Source organism: Sphingomonas insulae (assembly GCF_010450875.1).
Classification (GTDB): Bacteria; Pseudomonadota; Alphaproteobacteria; order Sphingomonadales; family Sphingomonadaceae; genus Sphingomonas; species Sphingomonas insulae.
Genome location: NZ_CP048422.1, coordinates 1,395,001 through 1,414,765 on the forward strand (window position 1 = coordinate 1,395,001; position 19,765 = coordinate 1,414,765).

Below are 19,765 nucleotides of genomic sequence, written 5' to 3' on the forward strand. Positions count from 1 at the left end.
ACCCAGTATCCCGGTGCGACTGACGAGTATCTGGCCGGAGCGCTGGATGATCTCGAACGCCCCGTCGGGCCGGACGATCAGGCTGATGTTCGATCCGTGCCAGGGCTTCGGCGTGCCATGATCCGGCATATCGCCGGGGGTTTCCAGCGAAGCGACACCGCTCTGGTCGACCGTGATGGTTCCTAGCCGACGCCAGGGGCCGTCGATCGTCGCCGATACGAACACGTCGCCGGTCCGCGTCTCGCTGGCGACGACGGCATAGCGCCCGTCCGGCAGGCGCAACGGCGTGATGTTATGCCCCATGCCGCCACGATCGGCGGGCCAGGCGAGGCCCTGGTCGCGATAGGGGCCGAGCAGCGCGTCGCTGATCGCGATGACGGCGTTCGAACGCGGCCATGCGCCGTGTCCATCCGCCTGATCCCAACGGCTGGCGAACATGCGGTAGCGGCCATCGCGTCCGCGAAGGATCGGGCCGTCCCAGTAATTCCACCGCTTCATGGTGGCGTCTTCCAGACCGTTGGCGACGTCACGCCGGCCGACCTCGCGAGCGCCCCAGGCGGTCGCGCTGAGCGGGCGAAGCACCGGTGTCGGCATGAAATAGTCGATGAACGCCTTCGGGCCGATTACCGGCACCGGCTCGCGAACCGGCGACGCGACCGGACCCGACTGCCCTGCGGCGGCGAGGGGCGTGAAGAGCATCGCGATGGCGGCAATACCCGACGTCATCGCCGGACCGACGGGCAAGCGGCGTATCGAACGCAGGTTCATCAGGTCAAAACTCCCCATCTGTATGCCGCCGGTTTGGCCGGCGTTCCGGTATTCGCGGCGTCTAGGATCGCGTGTCCGACCTATTTCGGTTCGCGGCGGGCAAGCTTTCCCTCCTGCTCGACGATGGCGACCCCCCATGCGGGAAGGGCAATCCGCTGGCCGGCGGTGATCGTGCGCCCGCCCAGCAATTCGGTCCCCCCGCCCGGGACCGTCACCTGCTGCGCCGTCGCCGAATAGTTGAGGATATAGCGCACGTCCTTCCCGTCCTTCAGCGTCCCGCCCCGGACGATGATCGGGTATCGGACGCCGGGCATCGTCGGCTGGACGCCGGCTCGCGCGACCTCGCCCGCGACGATCTTCTCGACCATGGCGTCGCTCGGCATGAAGCCGACATAGGTGACCTCGCCTTTTCCCCAGGCGTTGCGGGTCATCGCGGCGCCGGCGGGCCACGACGGATGGCTGTAGCGGGCCACCACCTTGGCGGTCGTCGGGGTCAGCATTTCCATCCACCAGCGGATCCGGTTGTCGCCGGGGCCGACACCGAATGGATCGCCGTCGAGCGAGACGTTCTCCGGCGTCGCGAACAGCTGGTAGCGCACCCCCGCCGCCTCGGCGATCGCCCCCGGCTGGGTCGCATAGCGGACCTTGGTGTTCTCGTCGGCGAAGCCGCTCTTGAAGGTGTAGAGCAGGTGCCCGCCGCGCCGCGCATAATCGTTCAGCCGGCCGATTTCCGCATCGCTCGCCGCGTACAGCGCCGGCACGACGATCAGGTCGTAGTCGTCGAGCCTCGCGGTCGAATCCGGCGACACGATGTCCATTTCCACGTTCATCCGGTAGAAGGCGTCGTAGAACGGGCGGACGACCTGATTGTAATCGACGCCGCTCGGCCTGAACGCGTCGAAGGCGCTCAGCGCCCGGTTGCTGACGTAGATCGCGACCCGGTTGTGCTTGGTCATACCCGCCAGCTTGGGGCCAAGCCGCTTCAGCTCTGCGCCGATCGTGCTCGCCTCGTCATAGACCGGGTTGGGCTTGTAATCCTGCGTCAGCAGCCCCCGCCAATAGGTTTCGATGGCATTCGCCGTGGTCGCCCAATGCCAATATTCGACCATCTGCGCGCCGGACGCGAGATGGCTGAAGGCCTGCAACCGCAACTGCCCCGGATAGGGCGTCCAGTTCGGGAAACCCTGTGCCTCCGTTTCCAGCACGAGATAGTTCTGGCCGTTGCGCATCGAGCGGGACACATCGCCGCCGAACGCGATCTCGGTCCCGGTCAGCAAGTCCTGGCTGGGGTGATAGATGTCGATTCCGGCGATATCGAGCGGTCGCGCCGATTTCCAGTGATCGACCTCGGGCTGGATGCCGTACGAATGGCCCCGCCAGCCCAAGTCGAAGTTCTGCGTCATGAACTGGCCCGGCTTCGCGTGCGCGCGCACCAGCTTCGCCTGCCACGTCAGGAAATCGGTGACGAGCCCGCGCTGGAATTCGGCGAAGGCGTTCGACATGCTGGCATTGATCGATGCGTTGGTGGACGGGAAATCCTCCCACCGAGTGATCCGGTTGCTCCAGTAGTTCAGTCCCCAGGCCGCGTTCAGCGCATCGAGGCTGGGCCATTTGCGCTTCATCTCGGCGACGAACGCCGCCTGCACGTTGGGACCGCTGGTGTTGTAGGCCTTGGTCTCGTTGTCGAGCTGGTAGCCGATGACCGCGGGATGATCCTTCACATGATCGACCAGCGCGACGATCACCCGTTCGGCGGCAGCGCGATAGTCGGGGTCGCTGATGTCCATGTTCTGCCGCGGTCCGTACTGCGCACGGACCCCGTTCGGCTGGACCACCAGGACATTGGGATGCTGGCGCGCCAGCCAGGTGGGAATGGCATAGGTCGGCGTGCCCACGATCACCTTGATCCCCTGCCGGTGCATCGCGGCCAGCATCCGGTCGACGTGGCGAAAATCGAAGACGCCCGGTTGCGGCTCGAGCGTGCCCCAGGTCGATTCGGCGATCCGCACGACGGATATGCCAGCCGCCTTCATCATCCGCGCGTCTTCGTCGACGCGATCCACCGGCGTATATTCGTCATAATAGGCAACGCCATAGAGGATCGTGTCGGGCAGTTGCGCCCGCGTCGCCCCGCTCATGGTCAGGGCCGCCGCGAGCAGCCCCATCCTTATGCCAATCCCCATCCCGTTCTCTCCTATTTGTCGGACTATATAGATCAAGATGAAGAAAGAGGGGAAGTGACTTATTCGTGGCCGAACGGGTCAGGACGGCCGCCCTGGCGCATATCCGTCCGCTACTCCGCAGTGAGCAAGGAATGAGGTGGTCGGATGATGTAGGACAAGAATACCGAAGGCGCATGGCCAATCTGTCAACAACAAGGCCGAGCCCAGGGTTGGTGCCAAGGATCGCAATCGAGGGAGCCGAGGACAGCATCACGCGCCGTCGACGGTCCGACCGGACGCACGTTGCAGGTCAGCCAGGCGATCGACCGCGCAGGCGCGAAAGACCAGCCAAGGCATCCCCGCCGGACGGAAGCTGCGAGGCGGCTGGCTCATCGGCGTCGACACGACATATGATAGGTGACCCGTGCGGTTGAATGTCCTGGGTCAGTAACGGCGCACGTGCTCCCACGTCGACGCGGGGCTTTCGGCGGTGGCTACGCGATGTCGTTGGACCGCTCATCAGTGAGCGCCGAGCCTACGTCCCCCCGCCCGCGTCCATGACGGTTGCCATATTGCTACATCGCGCAATCACCGCTGCCGGCGGGCAGGCAAGCCGGCGGGAAAATTTACGCGGATCACGGTTGCTTAGGGCGCCAAGTGGCGCGCCGTGCGTATTTCTCCGGTCGAACAGGAGAAGGCCGGATGAAGACTGCTTCATTTTGCATCGCGCTGGCGGCGCTGACCATGGCTGGGGCTGCCGATGCGGCGACCGTCCCCGAATGCATGGTGCGGGTGCTGCAGCCGGTGACGGACGATCTGGGCAATCGCTGGGACGCGGGCAAGCTGCTGCCGGTGACGATCCTGCGGCGCGACGCCAACGGGGCGTCGTACTGCACGCATGGGGGCTCGTGTATACCGCGCATGCGTGGCGCCGTGCAGGTCGTACGGCTCACCAATTGCCGCCCCGGCGCCGCGCTGGGTCACGGCGACTATCGCCTCGATCCCGACCCCAGGACGATGGGACGTGCCGACGCGAAGCGGGCGATGACGGCCCGCGGCGTGGGCGACAGGCTGGCGGCGCTGGGCTTTTCCAACGCCGCCATCGGCAGCTGGTCCGAAGACTATGTCGCGCATCCGGACTCGCCGAACGGGCGCCTCGTTGCCAGGGCGCTCGCCGGATCGAAGCCCGCGATCGCGGCGATGCGGGCGAAACGGTCGTGATGGGCCGGGTCGCGTCGGTCGCGCTCGCCGGCATCGCCGCCGTCGTCCTCGCGCCTGCGGTAGCGGCACAATCGGCCCCGCGCAGTGTGGTGCCGATACGCGAGGTCGATATCCGGCCGATCGGTACGCCGCGCTATGCGATCGAGGTGGTCGTGAACGGCACGCCGATGCTGGCCGGCCTCGATACCGGATCGACGGGATTGCGCCTGTTGCCGCGCGCGGCGGCGCTCGCCCGGATCGCGCCGGGCGGCGAACCGGAACGCTATGACTACGGCAGCGGCGTGTTGCTCGACGGGCATCAGGCGCGCGCCGACGTGGCGATCGGTGGTGCACGCAGCATGGTGACGGTGCAGGCGGTCGACCGGGTCGGGTGCAACGCCCGAAAGCCAGATTGCCCCGCATCGCACCTGGCGCCCGCGGATTACGGCCTGATGGGATCGGGGCAGGCGGGGCAGGGGTTCCCGGCGATCATCGGCATCCGGCTGGATGCGGGCCGCGTCGGCAACCCGCTGCCGCGCATGGGCGTCCATCGCTGGATCGTCCATCTGCCGCAGCGGGGCGGCGGCGGCGGCACCCTGATCCTCAACCCGGATGCCCGCGATACGGCCGGCTTCGTCCCGCTGCGTGCCGGTGCGGCCAATGCCCATGGCACCGTTGCGGGCTGCGTGGCGCTGGCGCTGCCCGGCGCCCGGCAGGCGTGCGGTCCGACGTTGTTCGATACAGGAGCGCCGGGGATCACCGTCCTTCACGCCGATCGGCCGCCGGCATGGCAGCCGGGGCGGCGTGCGCGCCTGCTGCTGGACCCGGCACAGGGCGGGCGATCGCCGGTCGTCGGTTTCGTGACGGGCGATCAGGCCCATGGCGCCAACACCAGCTTCCAGCCGGAGGCCGGCAGTCAGACGGTCGTGCACGCAGGGACGCTGCCCTTCTATGCCTTCGACGTGCTGTTCGACGCGGACAGCACCATGATTGCGGTGAGACCGAACCCCGATGCCGGGCCATCCACCGTGCCGCTATCCAACTAGGGGAATGTGCGCTGCCGATTGAACGCGGGGCGATCGGCAGCAGCTCCGCGGTACTAACGCGTCATGCCCGGTCCGGCGCCGGTGGCCGGCGGTATCAGTCGTCGTGTCCGGCAATGCCGCTTTCGTTCCGGGCGGCGGCTATCGCCATTTCGATATGCGCTGCCACCAGCGTGCAATGGCTCTCGTCGGCGATGGCCAGGGCCCGCACCAGCAATGCGACGACCTCTTTCAACTGCTCGGACGGTTGTTCCCGTGTCATGCCATCGTCTCGATCAAACGGGACCGTCAGCGGTCGTGAAGCGGTCGGCCGACGATATCAGAGGTTTCGAAACCGGAACTGAACGAGCGCATGAAAAAGCCGTCATGCCTCGGCCCACCGCACGGTCGCCAGAACGGTGCGCTGGCGGGTCCGGCGCGGACCATATGCGACTGCGACACGATCGAGCGTGATGCATTGATGATCCGCGATTTTCCCCTAGATTGACGATGCACCATGACGAAGGGGTTACGATGCCGTCGGCTCATTGTGTATCGACCGTGGATGGCATCATCCTGGCGGGCGACAGGGGGTTTTGCGAATTGCTGCAGCGCGACCAGGCCGATATCGTCGGCCTGTCGTTTCAGGCCGTCACCGATCCCCGCGACGTCGAGCGCAGCAAACGCATGCTCGCGGTTCTCGAAGACGGCGCGGCACCGGTACGCTTGCAGAAACGCTACATCCGCGCCGACGGCAGCAGCATCGCCGCCAACCTGTTCGTCACGCGGTTTTCCGATCCCGACAGGCTCGTCAGCACCCTGTTCTGGCGCGACCACGGGCGCGCACTGCCGCCCGCCCGCCTATGGGAGGCGGCGTTGCGCATCCGCCATGTCCACATCGCCCGCATGCGCCTGTTCGGAGAGGACCTGTGTACCGACCCGGTGGGGTCCCTGCTCATCGGCATCTATCTGGCGGAAGCGGAGGGAAGGAATGTCGAGCTTGCCGAGATCGCCGAATTCGCAAACCTTGCCGCGGCGACGGCAATGCGTTGGCTCACGCTGCTGGAAAAGCGCGGCCTGGTGCAGATCGGCGCGGGTCCTCCCCAGGCCATCCTGCTGACCCAGGACGGCCTGGGCCGGATCGAAGCCATGCTGTCGGCGGTCTATGACGTTCCGGAATCCATCCTGCTGGTCGCCGAGCATCAACAGGCATGAACGCGCAGCATCCGGGCGGACGATCAACGGGCGCCGGCCCTGCTTCAGGCAAAGACGGCTCCTCTATCTCAAATCGCCACGCTGTAGACGTGATTGGCGCCATGCATATTTGATCCGAAGACGATCTGCTTGCCGTCCGGCGTGAACGTCACGTTCGGCTCCAGACGATAATCGTGCGCGGACATGTCGACCAGTCGCGTCGACCGCATATATTCGGGCGTCACCAGGTCCGGATCATAGGCTTGCGTTTCGCCGTCGACGATCTGTTCCGGGGTGAACAGGACGATCCATTTCCCGTCTTTGGCGTGAGCCACCATGTCGGCATCGCCGCCGTCGCCCGCAAAACGGCGCTGGTCGGGGGACACGTTGAAATGCACCGACCAGTCGTTCTGGCCGACCCGCCGCCACAGCCGCCGCCCGGTCGCCAGGTCCAGGCCGGCGACCCAGAATACCTGTCCGCGGGGGGTCTGGAGATCGTACCACAACCACTTGCCGTCCGGGCTGAAGAATTCGTGGCCCCAGATCTCCATATTCATCGTCCGCCGGTGCGTCGCCGCCAGTCCGCTGCCGTCGGTGCGGATGCGCCACATGCGGGTGACGCGATGCCAGGGCCCTTCGTGCGAAAAGATGATCTGGCCGGGATCGGTCGGCGAGAATTGCGGATGGTTCAACCAGTCCTGCGCACGGTGGATGACGCGGCGTTGCCCGGTCTTGAGGTCGATGACGAACAATTCCATCGGTACCCGCGCCGCCCAGCGTTGCAGCATGCGCACCCCTTTCGCCTTGGCGAAGTTGAGCGGGCGTCCGTCCGGACCCACTGCGGCATATTCGGCCTGGCCGAAGCGGCGATTGCGCGGGTCGGGCACGTCGGGCTGCAAGGGTGCATCGCCATAGGCGACGGTGCCGACGAACAGCGTGTCGTCGGCGTTGACGGCGCCGACCTGCCCCGCCTCGATCCGCGCGATCCGGCGGGTGCGGCCGCTATCGACGTCCACCGCGAAAAAGGTGCGCGGCCGGTCGGTCGGCTGACCCGTCCCCGGATCGGACACGCTGTAGAAGACGGTGCGCGACCGGCGTGCGGTGAACATCAGATCGGCGCGCGGGTCGGCCACCAGGATGCGGCGGGCATGAGTCTTCAGGTCGACCAGCACGATGCCGCGCGGGCTCGACATGACCATCAGGTCACCCTGCGGCGTGAAGCTGTTGCGATAGAAGTACAGCTTGTTGCCGCCCTCGTCGCCCGACAGGCGGACGATGCGGTGCCCGGTCCGGGGATCGGTCCAGTCGCGTGGCGGAGTGCCTGCCGGCACCTGCCCGATTGCCGCGGTGCCGCCTGCCGCTGCCGCCGCGCCGAGGAATTCGCGTCGTGTCGATCCGCTCATCATCGCTCCAGGTTCAGGGGAGGGGGGTGAAGCCCTCGGCCCGCACGCGCCAGCCGCGCTGCGGAAAGCCGGGGGCGGGGCGATCCGCGCCATCCCAGCCGCCCGCCATCAGCCCGACCGCCATCAGCAACGCACCGTTCGAGGGGAAATAGGTCTCCGCGGCACGTGCATAGCCGGGGCCGTCGGGGTTTTTCGCCATCGCGACACCGCCGGCACCGCCGGATTTCGGTACCAGCCCCTCGGCATGCGCATCGAGGTGGACGCGCGGCGTCATGCCCGTCGGTCCCCATTGGTTGTTGCGGCCGGGCGCGAACAGCCAGTCGACCGCCTTGTCCGGTTGCCCCAGCCGCGCCGCGGTCATTGCGATCATCGGATAGTCCCAGCCCCAGGTCTGGCGCATGTCCCAGTTTGCCTCGACCGCCTGCAACGTCCGGCCCATCGTCGCCCGGTCGATCCGCGTGCCGGGGATGAAGCCATAGGCCATCAGGAACGAGGGGTGGTCCCGGTTCCGGCATCCGTCCGGCTCGGCGTGCCGCCGGCAGCGATCCGACATGGCGACGCGCCAGAAATCGGGGACGGACGCCACCGGCAGGTACAATCCATCCCGCTTCGGTGGCGCCGCCAGCCGTGCGATCACCCCGTCCCAGTCCGCCCGCCGCGGCAATCCGCGCCGTGTCCGCCACTCCTGCGCCACGCCCAGCGCCCAGCGGAAATATTCGAGTTCGAACACCGGATCGCGGGTCGTCAGCGGATCGTAATTCTCCTGCGCCGGGATCAGCGGCGGGCCGAGGTGGCAGACCGCGGCGTCGCAGGTCGGCCAGCTCGCCAGCACCTCCGCCGTCGCCTCGACCAGCGGGGCATATCGGTCGATCGCCGCGTGGTCCCTGCCGGCACGGCGGATCAATTCGGCCAGCAGGATCGGATGCGGCTGCTGCCACATGATGAACGGAGAGATCAGGCTGGGGCTGTTGCGCCCCCCCGGCCCGACCATCTTCGGCCACCAGGCGCCCTTCACCCGATGGCGCGCCGCCTCCGCACGGGCGGAGGGCAGGGTGCGCAGGTACCAGCCCATGCTGCGCTCGAGCAACTCGGGATGGCCCCAGGCCGCCTGCCATCCGCTGTGCCAGGGGTGCATTTCAAGATGGAACTTGCCGAACCAGCTGTTCGAAAACAGCCCCTCCTCCTGCGGCGGCAGCGTCCCCGATCCGTTGATCGCGGACAGATATTGCGACAGCACGACCCGGCGTTCGAGTTCCGCGGCGCGCGGGTCGCTGCTGCCGGTGAAATCGACCGCCGCGCCGCTCGTCCAGAACCGCCGCCAATGCGCGGCGACCGCAGCCGGCATCGCCGCGAAGCGCGGCAGGCGTATGGCCGTCGACTGCTGGCTGAAGGCGACAACGGTATGCAGTGTCGCCGCCTTGCCATGCACGGTCAGGCGGCCGTCCGCGGCCTGTGCGATCCGACCGTCTGACCGCACCGTCGACCAGTAGCGCGTCGCATCCAGCCGCCGCTCGATCCGCCATTCTCCCGGCGCGTGCGCCAACACCCGCGTCGCCTCGCCCGCACGCGGCGTCCAGTTCGAAGGATCGGGGTTGATCGCCGGTGCCACGCCCGGCCACGCCACCGACACGCCCAGCGCCCCGCGCGCGACCAGCGGCGATGTCACCTCCACCGCAACGGCATCCACGCCGGGCAGCACCCGCGTCCGCACCTCGACGGGCTGGCCGTCGTACCGGAAACGGCTGGTCAGCGTGCCGGTCCACATGTCCAGCGTCTGCCGGGTGTCCGTGATACGCGCGATATCCGCCGGCCTGCCACCGACCGACAGCGCGATGCGGCCCAGCGACACGCGATGCGGGTTGGCGCGCAGCCAGGTGAATGCCGGATTCGTCTCCGCATCGCTCCACGCGCGCATCCAGGGATAGGGTTGATCGCCGCGGCCGGGCACGGGGACCATCGTCAGCCCGTCGCGTTCGGTATAGCCCTTGGGATTGGGGAAGCTGTGCCAACCCCATTGCGCCATGGTCAGCAGCGGCGCCAGTTCGGAATACAGGGCCGGAAACGTCTGCAACCCGGTGATGTCCGCGGTGAAGCCCAGTTCGCCGTTGCCCAGCATGACTGGCGCATGCGGATCGGCCTTGGCGATGGCGATCGCATGCCGTCGTACCAGCGCCTCGCGGTCGATCGGCTCCGCGGTAGCGACCGATACGGCCGCGAGCGGCAGGAGCGCGGCGAACACGATGGACCGCCGGATCATCGCCGCTTTCGGGCGGGACCGGACCTTACCCATAGCAACCCTCTCCATGACATTGGAGGTAACTTGTCATTCAACTTGGGTCAACGACACTGATAGAAAAATTGGGTGTTAGCCACAATTTGTATTGCAACTCGCCGTCGTCTTGAGGCAATTGCATTGATGACACCGGTAGCAAAAACCGAATGGGGTGAGAGGATTATGACGATTCGACAGGGTATGCGCGCGTCGTTCAGGGCGACGGTTTCAACATCCGCGCTGCTGATCGCCGGTGCCGTCGCGGCGCAGACGACGACGCCCCCCGAGGCCGTATCACCGCCGACATCGCAGATCGCGCCGCCGTCCACATCCCCGTCGCAGGAACAGCCGGTCGCCGCCGGCGCCCCGGTCCAGAGTGACGGCGTTGCCGAGGGCGATGCCAGTCAGGAAGGGGGTCAGGAGATCATCGTCACCGGTTTCCGGTCGAGCCTGCAAAAGGCGCTGAACGTCAAGAAGACCGAAGCCGGCGCGGTGGATGCGATCCTGGCCGAAGACATGGCGGACTTCCCCGACCTCAATCTCGCCGAATCGATTCAGCGTCTGCCCGGCGTGACGATCGAGCGTGATGCGGGGCAGGGGCGCACGATCAGCGTGCGCGGTCTCAGTGCTGACTTCACCCGCGTCCGCATCAACGGGCTGGAGGCGCAGGCGGCGGTCGGCGGCAATCGCAGCCGCGGCTTCGACTTTTCGATCTTCGCGTCCGAATTGTTCAACAGCGTCACCGTGCGCAAGACGCAGTCGGCGGAAATCGAGGAAGGCTCGCTCGGCGCCACCGTCGACCTCCAGACCGGTCGTCCGCTCGATTTCAAGGCGGGATTCGATGCCGCGCTGTCGACGCAGGGGTCGTATAACGATCTGTCGAAGAAGGTGCTGCCGCGCATCGCCGGTCTGGTCAGCTGGACGAACGACGACCAGACCTGGGGCGGCCTGATCTCGCTGGCCTATTCCGAACGGAAACCGACCTCGGAAAGCTTCAACACCACCCGCTGGCAGGCCGGCAGTTCCGCGCAGGCCTATGGCACCAATGCGAACTTCGCCGGCTGCACGATCTGCGCCACACCCGCCCAGCGCGCCGAAGTGCTCAACGCCTTCTATCCGCGCATTCCGCGCTACACGTTCGGCCAGTTTTCCGAAGATCGCATGGGCATCACCGCCTCGTTGCAGTGGAAGCCGAGCGATCGCACCGAAGTGTCGATCGACGCGCTGCATTCCCGCTTCAACCAGGAATTCGAAAGCCCCAACATCGAGGCGATCTCGTTCAGCCGCTCGACGGCGACCGGCGTGCGCGAAACGATCGTGCGGGATTACGAGATCGATCGCGAAAAGAACGTCATTTCCTATGGCGTGTTCGATCGTGTCGACGTCCGTTCGGAAAACGGCTTCGACCGCAACGAGAGCCGCTTCACGCAGGTCTCGCTGAACGCACGGCACCAGTTCAGCGACAAGTTTCGCGGCCAGCTGAAGCTCGGCAAGTCGAAGGCGGAGGCGCTGACGCCGACGTCGATCTCGTACCAGTTCGACGTCAACAACGTGAACGGCTACACCTATGATTTCCGCAACAACGATCGCTTGCCGCTGATCAAATACGGGTTCGACGTCACCGATCCGTCGAAATTCACCCTGACCGAAGTGCGCGCCAGCGAAGGCGGGGCCATCTACGATCTCGAGTCCGCAGCGGCGGCCGTCGCCTACAAGTTCGACGACGTGTTCGAGCTGAAGCTCGGCGGCGAGCGGCGCGGCTATGGCTTCAACAGCTTCGGGCGCCAGCGCAACCGCGTGCTCAGTGCCGCCGAGCAGATCGTCAGCGTCGGCAACATCGGCAAGCTCGCCAGTCTCGATGGCAAGCTAGCGATCCCGAACGGCGCCGACCTCAGCTACATCACGCCGGACATCTGGAAGACGACCGAGGCTATCGGGCTGTACAAGAACTTCCCGCTGGTCCCGACCTACAACGGCTTTCGTGAAGTGTCGGAGACGGATACCGGCGCCTACGCACAGCTAGACTTCGCGCAGCCGTTCGGCGGCACGACGCTGCGCGGCAACGTCGGCCTGCGCTATGCGCGAACCGAAACGGCGTCTTCGGGCTTCCTCAACACGACCTATGTGACCGTCGACAACAAATACGAGGATTGGCTGCCGTCGGCGAACCTGGCGCTGGATGCGACCGACCGGCTGGTGTTCCGCTTCGGCGTCGCCAAGGTGATGTCGCGCCCGACGCTCAGCAACCTGACGCCGGGCGGCTCGCTCAACACCTCGGGCCAGACGATCTCCTACGGCAACCCGCTGCTCGAACCGTTCCGCGCGAAGAACGTCGACCTGGCCGCCGAATGGTATTTCGCACCGGAATCGCTGCTCGCCGTCGCGGTATTCTACAAGAAGATCGATTCGTTCATCGCCAGCGACATTTCGTTCCTGCCCTATCGCGAACTGGGCCTGCCGGACTCGCTGCTCGTCGGCACGCCGTCGTCGCCGGACCAGATCTTCCAGGTGACGCGCAACATCAACGGCACCGGCGGCACGCTGAAGGGTGTCGAGTTCCAATATCAACAACCGTTCAAATTTCTGCCCGCTCCGTTCGATAACCTCGGCTTCATCGGAAACTACACCTACGTCGACAGCCGCGTAAATTACCGAACCGTGGCAGACCCGCTGTATAACCGATTGACCGGCCAGTCTAAAAACCTGTTCAATGCGACACTGTATTATGAGGTGAAGGGGTTCAGCGCCCGCGTTTCGGCCGCCTATCGCGACGCATATCTGGTGTCGTTCCCCGGCGGCAATGGCAACACCGAAGAGGGGATCAAGGGCGCGACGAACATCGATGCCGCGATCCGCTACGACCTCACGCCAAAATTCAGCCTGACGCTGGAGGGCGTGAACCTGACCGATACCTATTCCGACAGGTATGCCGACGTGACGGACCGCGTGTCCAACTATCGTCACTTCGGCCGCGAAATCCTGTTCGGTCTGCGTTGGCGCTACTGACCTCCCCCGGTCGGCGTCGGTCTGGTGCGGAGCGTGGATCACGCTCCGCACCTTTTTCCTCACCCTTTACCTCACAGGCCGGTGACGCCTGTGGATCGCAGCAATGCGGGCGGCGTCCCGTCGAGCGTATCGATCGTGCAATCCTCGAACCGCCAGTTCCGCGCATCGGCGATCTCGCCGCCCTCGCGCACGTCAAGGCGCAGCTTGCGGAACGTGAAGCTGTCCAGGGGCGCATCGGGATAGGCCGCGGCCTGAAAGGCGATCTTGCCGCCGACCGCACGGACGTTGTCGATCGATACCCCGCTGATGTGCGGCAGGCCCTTGTCGCGCGGGACCGGCGTGGCGAGTGCGCGATAATGCGGCGGCACCGTCGCCAGCCCGGCGGGAATCTTGGCGTAGCTGTAGTTGGGGTACCAGTTGAGATTGACCTGAAACAGCGTCGCGACATCCTGCATCACAACGTCGGCGATGCGGATATCGCGGATGGTGCCACCGCGCGTCGAGCCCGACTTGAAGAAGATGCCGATGGGCACCGGGTGCATTATCGTCAGGCCGGCGATATCGATGTTGCGAAACCCGCCGGACGTTTCGCTGCCGAAGGTCATGCCGGCGAGTGCATCGCGCACGACGCAGTCACGGATCGTCACGTCGCGGCAGGGGCGGGCGACGCGCAGGCCATCCCAGTCGCGCCCGGCCTTGATGCAGAGCGCATCGTCGTTGACCGAAATATCGCATCGTTCCACCCGCACCCGTTCAGAGGAATCGATGTCGACGCCATCGGTAGAGGGGCCGCGGCCGCCGATGTTGTTTCGGATCGTCAGGTCGGCGACGGTGACATCGCGCGAATAGCAGACGTGGACGGTCCAGAATCCCGATCGCGTCAGCATCAGTCCATCGACGCGGACGCGATCGCAGTCGAACACCTGGATCAGGCGCGGCCGGCGGCAGTCGTAGTCGGCCGCCCAGCGCAATCCCCTGGGATCGTAGGCCCGTCGCATCCGCCAGTAGGAATCCCAGAAGACCTTGCCATCACCGTCGATGATGCCTTCGCCGGTCACCCGCGCATCGCGCACGCGATACAGGTTCACCAGCGCGGCCGGCCACGGCATCTCGATCCCCGCGACGCGGGTCGGCATCATCGGGTAGGCGGCGATGTCGCCGACCCCGCGCAACGTCGCGCCGCGCGCCACGTCGAGCGTCACGCCCGATGCGACGAACAGCGCGCCGGATCGATAGACGCCGGGACGCAGCCGCACGGTACCGCCGCCGGCGCGTGCCGCCGCATCGATCGCCGCCTGGATCGCGCGCGTCTCGATCGCATCGCCATCGCCCACCGCGCCATGATCAGCGGGATCGATCACCCGCGCGGCGGCAAGGAGGCGGGCCGGCAGCAAGGGCAGGGCGAGGCCTGCCGCGACGAGCGTCCGTCGGGTGAATTCGGGTCGCGGCATCGGCATTCCTCTCGGGATCAGGATCGGGTTCCTGTCCCAAGTTGTTGCACAACTTTACCAGCTGGCCTAGAGACGGAAGCGCGAAAACGATCATGAGGAGGGGGGAATCGATGCGATCGATCAAGCGGTTGACGATGGCCGCGGCGGGCGCGGCGACCGTGGCGTTCGCGCTGCCCGCCGGCGTGGCGGCGCAGGGTGCGCCGACGTTCGGCATGGAACCGGCATGGCAGGTCGTGCCCGCCCGGCCCAATCTCGTCTTCGCGCCGGATCGTATTCCCGATCGAGCCGCGGTGCTGCGCGCGGCGGATTACGTCGCTGCGGCGCAGATCGCCGACATGGCGCGCCATCCGCTGCCGCTGTCGACGGGCGGGGCGCTGGATTCCGCCGCCTCCAACTGGGTCGCCGCGACCTTCTACGTCGGTGCCGCACGCCTGGCGCGCGTGTCTTCGCAGCCCGAAACCCTGCGCTTCCTCACGGCGACCGCCGAACATTACAATTACGCGATGCGCGGCGCGCGGTCGGGCAAGACGATGCTGAACGCCGACGATATCGCGATCGGCGACCTGTATCAGGAACTGTATGCACGGCGGCGGCAGGACGGGGTGCTGATGCCGCTCCAGCAACGGCTCGACTATTCGATCCCCCACCTGATGCGGACCGAAGAGACGCCGGCGCTGGTGTGGTGGTGGTGCGATGCCCTCTTCATGGCGCCACCGGTGATGGCACGGATGTCGGCGATCACCGGCGATCCCAAATATCTGATCGCGATGGACAGGGAATGGCGGCGGACCGCCGGGCTGCTCTGGGACAAGCAGCAGCGCCTGTTCTTCCGCGACGCACGGTTCCTCGACCGGACGTCCGCCAATGGTGCGCCGGTGTTCTGGTCGCGCGGCAACGGCTGGGTGCTCGCCGGACTCGCCCGCACGATCGAGGCGATGCCGGCCGACTTCGCCGGTCGCAATTATTATCTCGACCTGTTCCGCCAGCTCGCCGCGCGCACGGCCGAATTGCAGGGCCGGGACGGGCTGTGGCGCGCCAGCCTGCTCGACCCGGCGGCATTCCCGGAACCGGAGACGTCGGGGTCGGGCCTGCTGCTCTACGGTATCGCGTGGGGCGTCAACCACGGCCTGTTGCCGCGGAATCGCTACGTCCCCGCGGTGACGCGTGGCTGGGCGGCGCTCAACCGGCATGTGTTGCCGTCGGGATTGCTCGGTGCGGTGCAGAAGACGGGCGACCAGCCGGTCGCGACCGCCGCCACCGATGTCGGCCTGTATGGTACGGGCGCCTATCTGCTGACGGCGATGGAGGTCGCCGACCTCGCCAGGGGCGCCGCGGCCTTGCCCGTCCCCCAGCCGCAGGCGGACAGTGAACAGGTCATCGCCAGCACCACGCCGCAACCGCCGGCGCCGCGGACCGTCACCGGCGACGCGGAGCGCGCCCGGCGCGCGGCGGAAATGACGGCCACGGCGGCGCTCGCCTACGACCCCGCCGTCCTCGGCCGTCCCGCGACGATCGAACCGTTGACGCCCCCTACCGGCGATGCCGCCCGTCCGCGCGCGATCGTCCATTATGCGCCGGAACGGCTCGACGATATCCTGTGGGAAAACGACAAGGTCGCGTTGCGCATCTACGGTCCCGCGCTGGAAGCCAAGGAGCCGCCGTCCGGCTCGGGCATCGACGTGTGGGGCAAGCGCGTGCGCTGGCCGTTCATGCAGCGCCAGTTGCGGTTTCCCAACTATCACGTCGACCGCGGCGAGGGCCTCGACTTCTACGACGTGGGCGGCAGCCGTGGGGCAGGGGCGCTCGGCATATGGTACGGCAACAAGCTGTGGACGTCGCGCAACTGGGCGACGCACCGCGTGCTCGACACCGGCGGCAAGGTCGCGCGGTTCGAGGTGACGTACAAGCCGTGGCCGGTCGACGTCGTCCGCCGCGTCTGGGAAACGCGCAGTTTCGCGCTGCCCATGGGATCGCATTTCACCCGCATGGTCTCGACGCTCGGTTCCGACGATAGCAAGCAACCGCTGGTCGTCGGCATCGGTATCGGCAAGCGCAAGACCGCCGCCGGCACGGGCCGCGTCGTCCGCGATCAGGCGAACGGTCGCCTGACCTTCCACGAACCCGCCGATCCCGGCCATGGCGCGGTTTCGATCACCGTCGCCGCCGATCCGGCCACGGTCGTCGGCTTCGCGCAGGATGCGGACAATTACCTGATGCTGGTCAGGGTCCAGCCCGGCACGCCCTTCGCATATTACACCGGCTACGGTTGGGATCGCGGGCTGGACGTGCGCAGCGCCGCGGACTGGGACGCGCTGGTCGCGGGAACCCGGTTCGATTTCGATGCCGGTCGTTAAGAACAACAGGAGAGAGAGCATGTCCCGTCTGTCGTGGCTCGCATTGGCCATCACACCGATCGCGCTGTCCGGCGCACCGGCAAGCGCCAAGGTGATCGGCCGGAACACGCCGGCGCAGTCGCTGACCGCCGATCGCATCGCCGCGTTGCCGAAGGCGCAGCAGGCCGCCTGGACGGACTATCTGCGCCGGTCGCAGCGGCAGCGCGCCGCCGATCGCGCCAGCCTGCCGGCCGAGCTGAAGCCGGGCCAGACCCCGCCACCTCCACCCAAGGCGGTCGGTGGTGGTCAGTACAACATGCCGCTGGACCGCGATGCCGCCTGGTACGCCGGTCCCGTCGCGCGCAGCACCGCCGATACCATCGTCAGTTTCCAGACCCCGGCCGGCGGCTGGAGCAAGAACCAGAACCGTGCCGGTCCACCCCGTCTGCCGGGCCAGCGCTATGCCAACGATGCCGAGACGATGGATCCCGACCGGTCCAACTTCGACGCGCCGGAGGACCGCTACTGGACCTTCGTCGGCACGCTCGACAACGATGCGACGTGGACGGAAATGCGCTTCCTGGCAAAGGTGGCGGCGACCTTGCCCGGTCGCGACGGCGATCGGTATCGTGCGAGCTTCACGAAAGGCGTCCGCTATCTGCTGGCGGCGCAATATCCCAACGGCGGCTGGCCACAGATATATCCGCTGGAGGGGGGCTTCCACGACGGTATCACGTTCAACGACAATGCGATGGCGGAAGCGGCATTGCTGCTGCAGGCGATCGCCACCGAACCGGCCTACCGCTTCGTGTCCGCGGACCTGCGCACCCGGTCCGCGGCGGCGGTGAAGCGCGGCGTCGACCTGATCCTGCGTGCACAGGTGCGGACCGGCGGCCAGCTGACGGGCTGGCCGCAACAGGTGGACCCGCTGACCCTCGCGCCGATCTCTGCCCGCAACTACGAACCGCGCTCCATCGCCAGCGGCGAGACGACGGACGTGCTGTTGTTCCTGATGCAACAGCCCAACCCCGGCCCGGCGATCAAGACCGCGGTGACCAGTGGCATCGCCTGGCTGAAGGCGCGCGCGGTCTACGATCACGCCTGGGAACGGGTCGGCGACGAGGGGCGCAAATTCTTTCCCCGCCCGGGCGGCGGTGCCTTGTGGTCGCGCAACTATGACGTGGCGACACAACGGCCGATCTTCGGCGACAAGGACAAATCGATCCACGACGACGTCAACTTCATCTCGGTCGGGCGCCGCAACGGCTATAATTGGTGGGTCACCGTTCCCCAACGGGCGCTGGACGCGTATGTCGGATGGGCGAGCCGCAACGGCGTAGCGTCTTGACCGGCCGCCCTGGAGGGATGTGAGCGAACGATGAAGATCACCAAGGCCGCATCGCTCGCCGATGATCTGGTGGGTCAGTTCGAGGCGAAGATCCTGTCCGGCACGCTCAAGCCCGGCGAGCGCTTCCCCACCGAGATGACGATCACGACCGACTTCGGTGTCAGCCGGACCGTGGTGCGAGAGGCGTTCGCCCGGCTGGCGGCCCGCGGCCTGCTCGAATCGCGGCGCGGATCGGGCGCCTATGTCGCGGAAGGGGCGCGCTATCAGGCGTTTCAGGTCACGGCGGCAGAGTTGCGCGAACTCGACGACGTACTCCGCCTGCTCGAGATGCGGACCGGTTTCGAGGCGGAGATGGCGTCGATCGCCGCGCAACGCCGCACCGAGGACGATCTCGCCGCGATGCGTGCCTGCATGGATCAGATGGCGCGCAGCACGGATATGGATGCGTCCGTCGCCGCCGACAGCGCGTTCCACGCCGCCATCGCGAGGGCCACGGGCAATCCCTATTACCTGCGGTTCACCGACTTTCTGGGGATCCGCCTGGTGCCGTCGCGACGCCTGTACCTGCGGACCGACAGTCCCCGTTCCCACGCCGCCTATGCGAAGTCGATCAACAAGGATCACATGGCGATCTACGAAGCCATACACGCGCAGAACCGCACGCAGGCTGGCCGCGCCGCACGGCGGCACATGGAAAAAAGCTACGAGCGATACAATGCCCTGAAGCAGAGCGCTGCCGACGAAGGGGTGATCGAGGCGGGCTGATCGCGGCCATGCGACGTCGCCGTCGGTCATGATACCGGTCCAATGCCAACGAAGGCGCCGAACCCCCGGGTGGCGGGCGTCATTCGCGGCACGGTCTAAGGACCGCGACCGGCACCCGGCGTTGGCAATGGTCCGTGTTCGGTGAGCGCGACCACCTCGAAATCGAAACGCTTCCACCCGTATCGTTTTGCCGCCTGTTGCGTCAGCGCCTGTTTGGCCGCTGCCTCCTTTGCGGAAGCGGCATGGCCCCAGAACACCTCGGTCTTGCCGTCGTGCAGGTGCGCGACGATGCGCCAGTAATGCGTGAACGGCGCGCTGGTCGGGCCGATCGTCTTCACATAACCATCCGCCATCGTCGCGGTCAGGTAGCGTTTCTTCCTCGCCATGCCCCACGCATTAGCGGGGGCATCGCGGTTGCGGGAGGGGGGGCGGGCTCAATCGCCGTCGCGACGCGCGATCCTGTACGGTCCCGATCGCGTTGCCAGCGGTTGCCCTTTCCAGCTCAGTCGCACCAGCCCGTCTTGCACCAGTTCGTCGATCGCGGCGTGGACCGCAGCCATCGCGCTGCGCCAGTCCGGCGCGATCGCGCGCGCCACCTCGCTCGGGCAGATCGTCGCATCCGGTGCGCGGCGCGCGAGCAGGGACAGCGCCGCGGTCCTCGGGTCGGTCATCCGGACCGCGTCGGCCCGACGCGCCATCCCGTCAAGCTCCGAAAGGCTCGCCGCCTGATCGATGATCGGGCTGGTGGTTCGCCCACCGGCGGCTGTCCCGTGCCGGCGCACTACCGTAAAGGCCGCCGAACGCTGCCGCGATGCGGGTGACCGGAGCCGATGGGGGCGAA

Annotated in this window: 15 protein-coding genes (1 of these 15 cut by a window edge); 7 read left to right on the plus strand and 8 right to left on the minus strand. The window is 66.8% G+C overall.

Going from position 1 to position 19,765, the window contains the following annotated elements; genetic code table 11:
• Together GTH33_RS08175 and GTH33_RS08180 are read right to left on the minus strand one after the other, a co-directional pair.
• A protein-coding gene (locus GTH33_RS08175) for a glycoside hydrolase family protein (protein ID WP_163957991.1) crosses the window boundary here: on the minus strand, positions 1–768 show its 5' portion. Its footprint begins 444 nt before the window's first position; the window shows 768 of its 1,212 coding nt (coding positions 1–768); it begins with the start codon at positions 766–768; its stop codon lies off the left edge, out of view.
• Positions 769–848: 80 nt separating this feature from the next.
• Positions 849–2,951, minus strand: coding sequence for a beta-galactosidase (locus tag GTH33_RS08180; protein ID WP_163957992.1), 2,103 nt, complete (start codon positions 2,949–2,951; stop codon positions 849–851).
• A gap of 681 nt (positions 2,952–3,632) precedes the next feature.
• Here GTH33_RS08180 and GTH33_RS08185 point away from each other — a divergent pair.
• Positions 3,633–4,151 (plus strand): hypothetical protein, encoded by a 519-nt coding sequence (locus GTH33_RS08185; protein ID WP_163957993.1) that lies wholly within the window; start codon positions 3,633–3,635, stop codon positions 4,149–4,151.
• Complete coding sequence (locus tag GTH33_RS08190; protein ID WP_163957994.1) at positions 4,151–5,176, plus strand: hypothetical protein; 1,026 nt, start codon at positions 4,151–4,153, stop codon at positions 5,174–5,176. Before GTH33_RS08185 ends, GTH33_RS08190 begins: the two co-directional genes overlap by 1 nt.
• 94 nt (positions 5,177–5,270) lie before the next feature.
• On the opposite strand, the gene GTH33_RS08195 is transcribed toward GTH33_RS08190, so the two are convergent.
• Positions 5,271–5,435 carry a hypothetical protein gene (locus GTH33_RS08195; RefSeq protein ID WP_163957995.1) on the minus strand — a complete coding sequence of 55 codons (165 nt, stop codon included), beginning with the start codon at positions 5,433–5,435 and terminating at the stop codon, positions 5,271–5,273.
• Between the two features lie 251 nt (positions 5,436–5,686).
• Here GTH33_RS08195 and GTH33_RS08200 point away from each other — a divergent pair, with 251 nt between their 5' ends.
• Complete coding sequence (locus GTH33_RS08200; RefSeq protein ID WP_163957996.1) at positions 5,687–6,367, plus strand: PAS domain-containing protein; 681 nt, start codon at positions 5,687–5,689, stop codon at positions 6,365–6,367.
• 68 nt (positions 6,368–6,435) lie between these two features.
• Here the strand turns inward: GTH33_RS08200 and GTH33_RS08205 are convergent, their stop codons facing one another.
• Positions 6,436–7,752: an oligogalacturonate lyase family protein gene (locus GTH33_RS08205; protein WP_163957997.1), complete on the minus strand. Its 1,317-nt coding sequence runs from the start codon at positions 7,750–7,752 to the stop codon at positions 6,436–6,438.
• Between the two features lie 10 nt (positions 7,753–7,762).
• Complete coding sequence (locus tag GTH33_RS08210; RefSeq protein WP_163957998.1) at positions 7,763–10,006, minus strand: hypothetical protein; 2,244 nt, start codon at positions 10,004–10,006, stop codon at positions 7,763–7,765.
• 198 nt (positions 10,007–10,204) lie between these two features.
• On the opposite strand from GTH33_RS08210, the gene GTH33_RS08215 reads away from it, so the two are divergent.
• The gene (locus GTH33_RS08215) at positions 10,205–13,027 is read left to right on the plus strand and encodes a TonB-dependent receptor (protein WP_166753215.1); all 2,823 of its coding nucleotides are present in this window, start codon (positions 10,205–10,207) and stop codon (positions 13,025–13,027) included.
• A gap of 71 nt (positions 13,028–13,098) precedes the next feature.
• Here the strand turns inward: GTH33_RS08215 and GTH33_RS08220 are convergent, their stop codons facing one another.
• Entirely contained in the window at positions 13,099–14,478 is a 1,380-nt protein-coding gene (locus GTH33_RS08220; protein WP_163958000.1) for a glycoside hydrolase family 28 protein, read from the minus strand.
• 110 nt (positions 14,479–14,588) lie between these two features.
• Between GTH33_RS08220 and GTH33_RS08225 the strand changes: the two genes are divergently transcribed.
• From GTH33_RS08225 to GTH33_RS08235, 3 genes are read left to right on the plus strand one after another with little or no spacing between them, the layout of a single operon-like run.
• Positions 14,589–16,832 carry a glycoside hydrolase family 88 protein gene (locus GTH33_RS08225; protein ID WP_208404201.1) on the plus strand — a complete coding sequence of 748 codons (2,244 nt, stop codon included), beginning with the start codon at positions 14,589–14,591 and terminating at the stop codon, positions 16,830–16,832.
• 19 nt (positions 16,833–16,851) lie between these two features.
• On the plus strand, positions 16,852–18,159 hold the full coding sequence (pelA, locus tag GTH33_RS08230) for a pectate lyase (protein ID WP_166753214.1): 1,308 nt from the start codon (positions 16,852–16,854) through the stop codon (positions 18,157–18,159).
• 30 nt (positions 18,160–18,189) lie between these two features.
• On the plus strand, positions 18,190–18,924 hold the full coding sequence (locus tag GTH33_RS08235; RefSeq protein WP_163958002.1) for a FadR/GntR family transcriptional regulator: 735 nt from the start codon (positions 18,190–18,192) through the stop codon (positions 18,922–18,924).
• A 95-nt stretch (positions 18,925–19,019) separates the two neighbouring features.
• On the opposite strand, the gene GTH33_RS08240 is transcribed toward GTH33_RS08235, so the two are convergent.
• Both GTH33_RS08240 and GTH33_RS08245 read right to left on the minus strand, forming a co-directional pair.
• On the minus strand, positions 19,020–19,310 hold the full coding sequence (locus GTH33_RS08240; RefSeq protein ID WP_163958003.1) for a hypothetical protein: 291 nt from the start codon (positions 19,308–19,310) through the stop codon (positions 19,020–19,022).
• Positions 19,311–19,358: 48 nt separating this feature from the next.
• A complete protein-coding gene (locus tag GTH33_RS08245) occupies positions 19,359–19,595 on the minus strand; it encodes a DUF3253 domain-containing protein (RefSeq protein WP_163958004.1) in 237 nt (78 codons plus the stop codon).
• Positions 19,596–19,765: the final 170 nt, after the last annotated feature.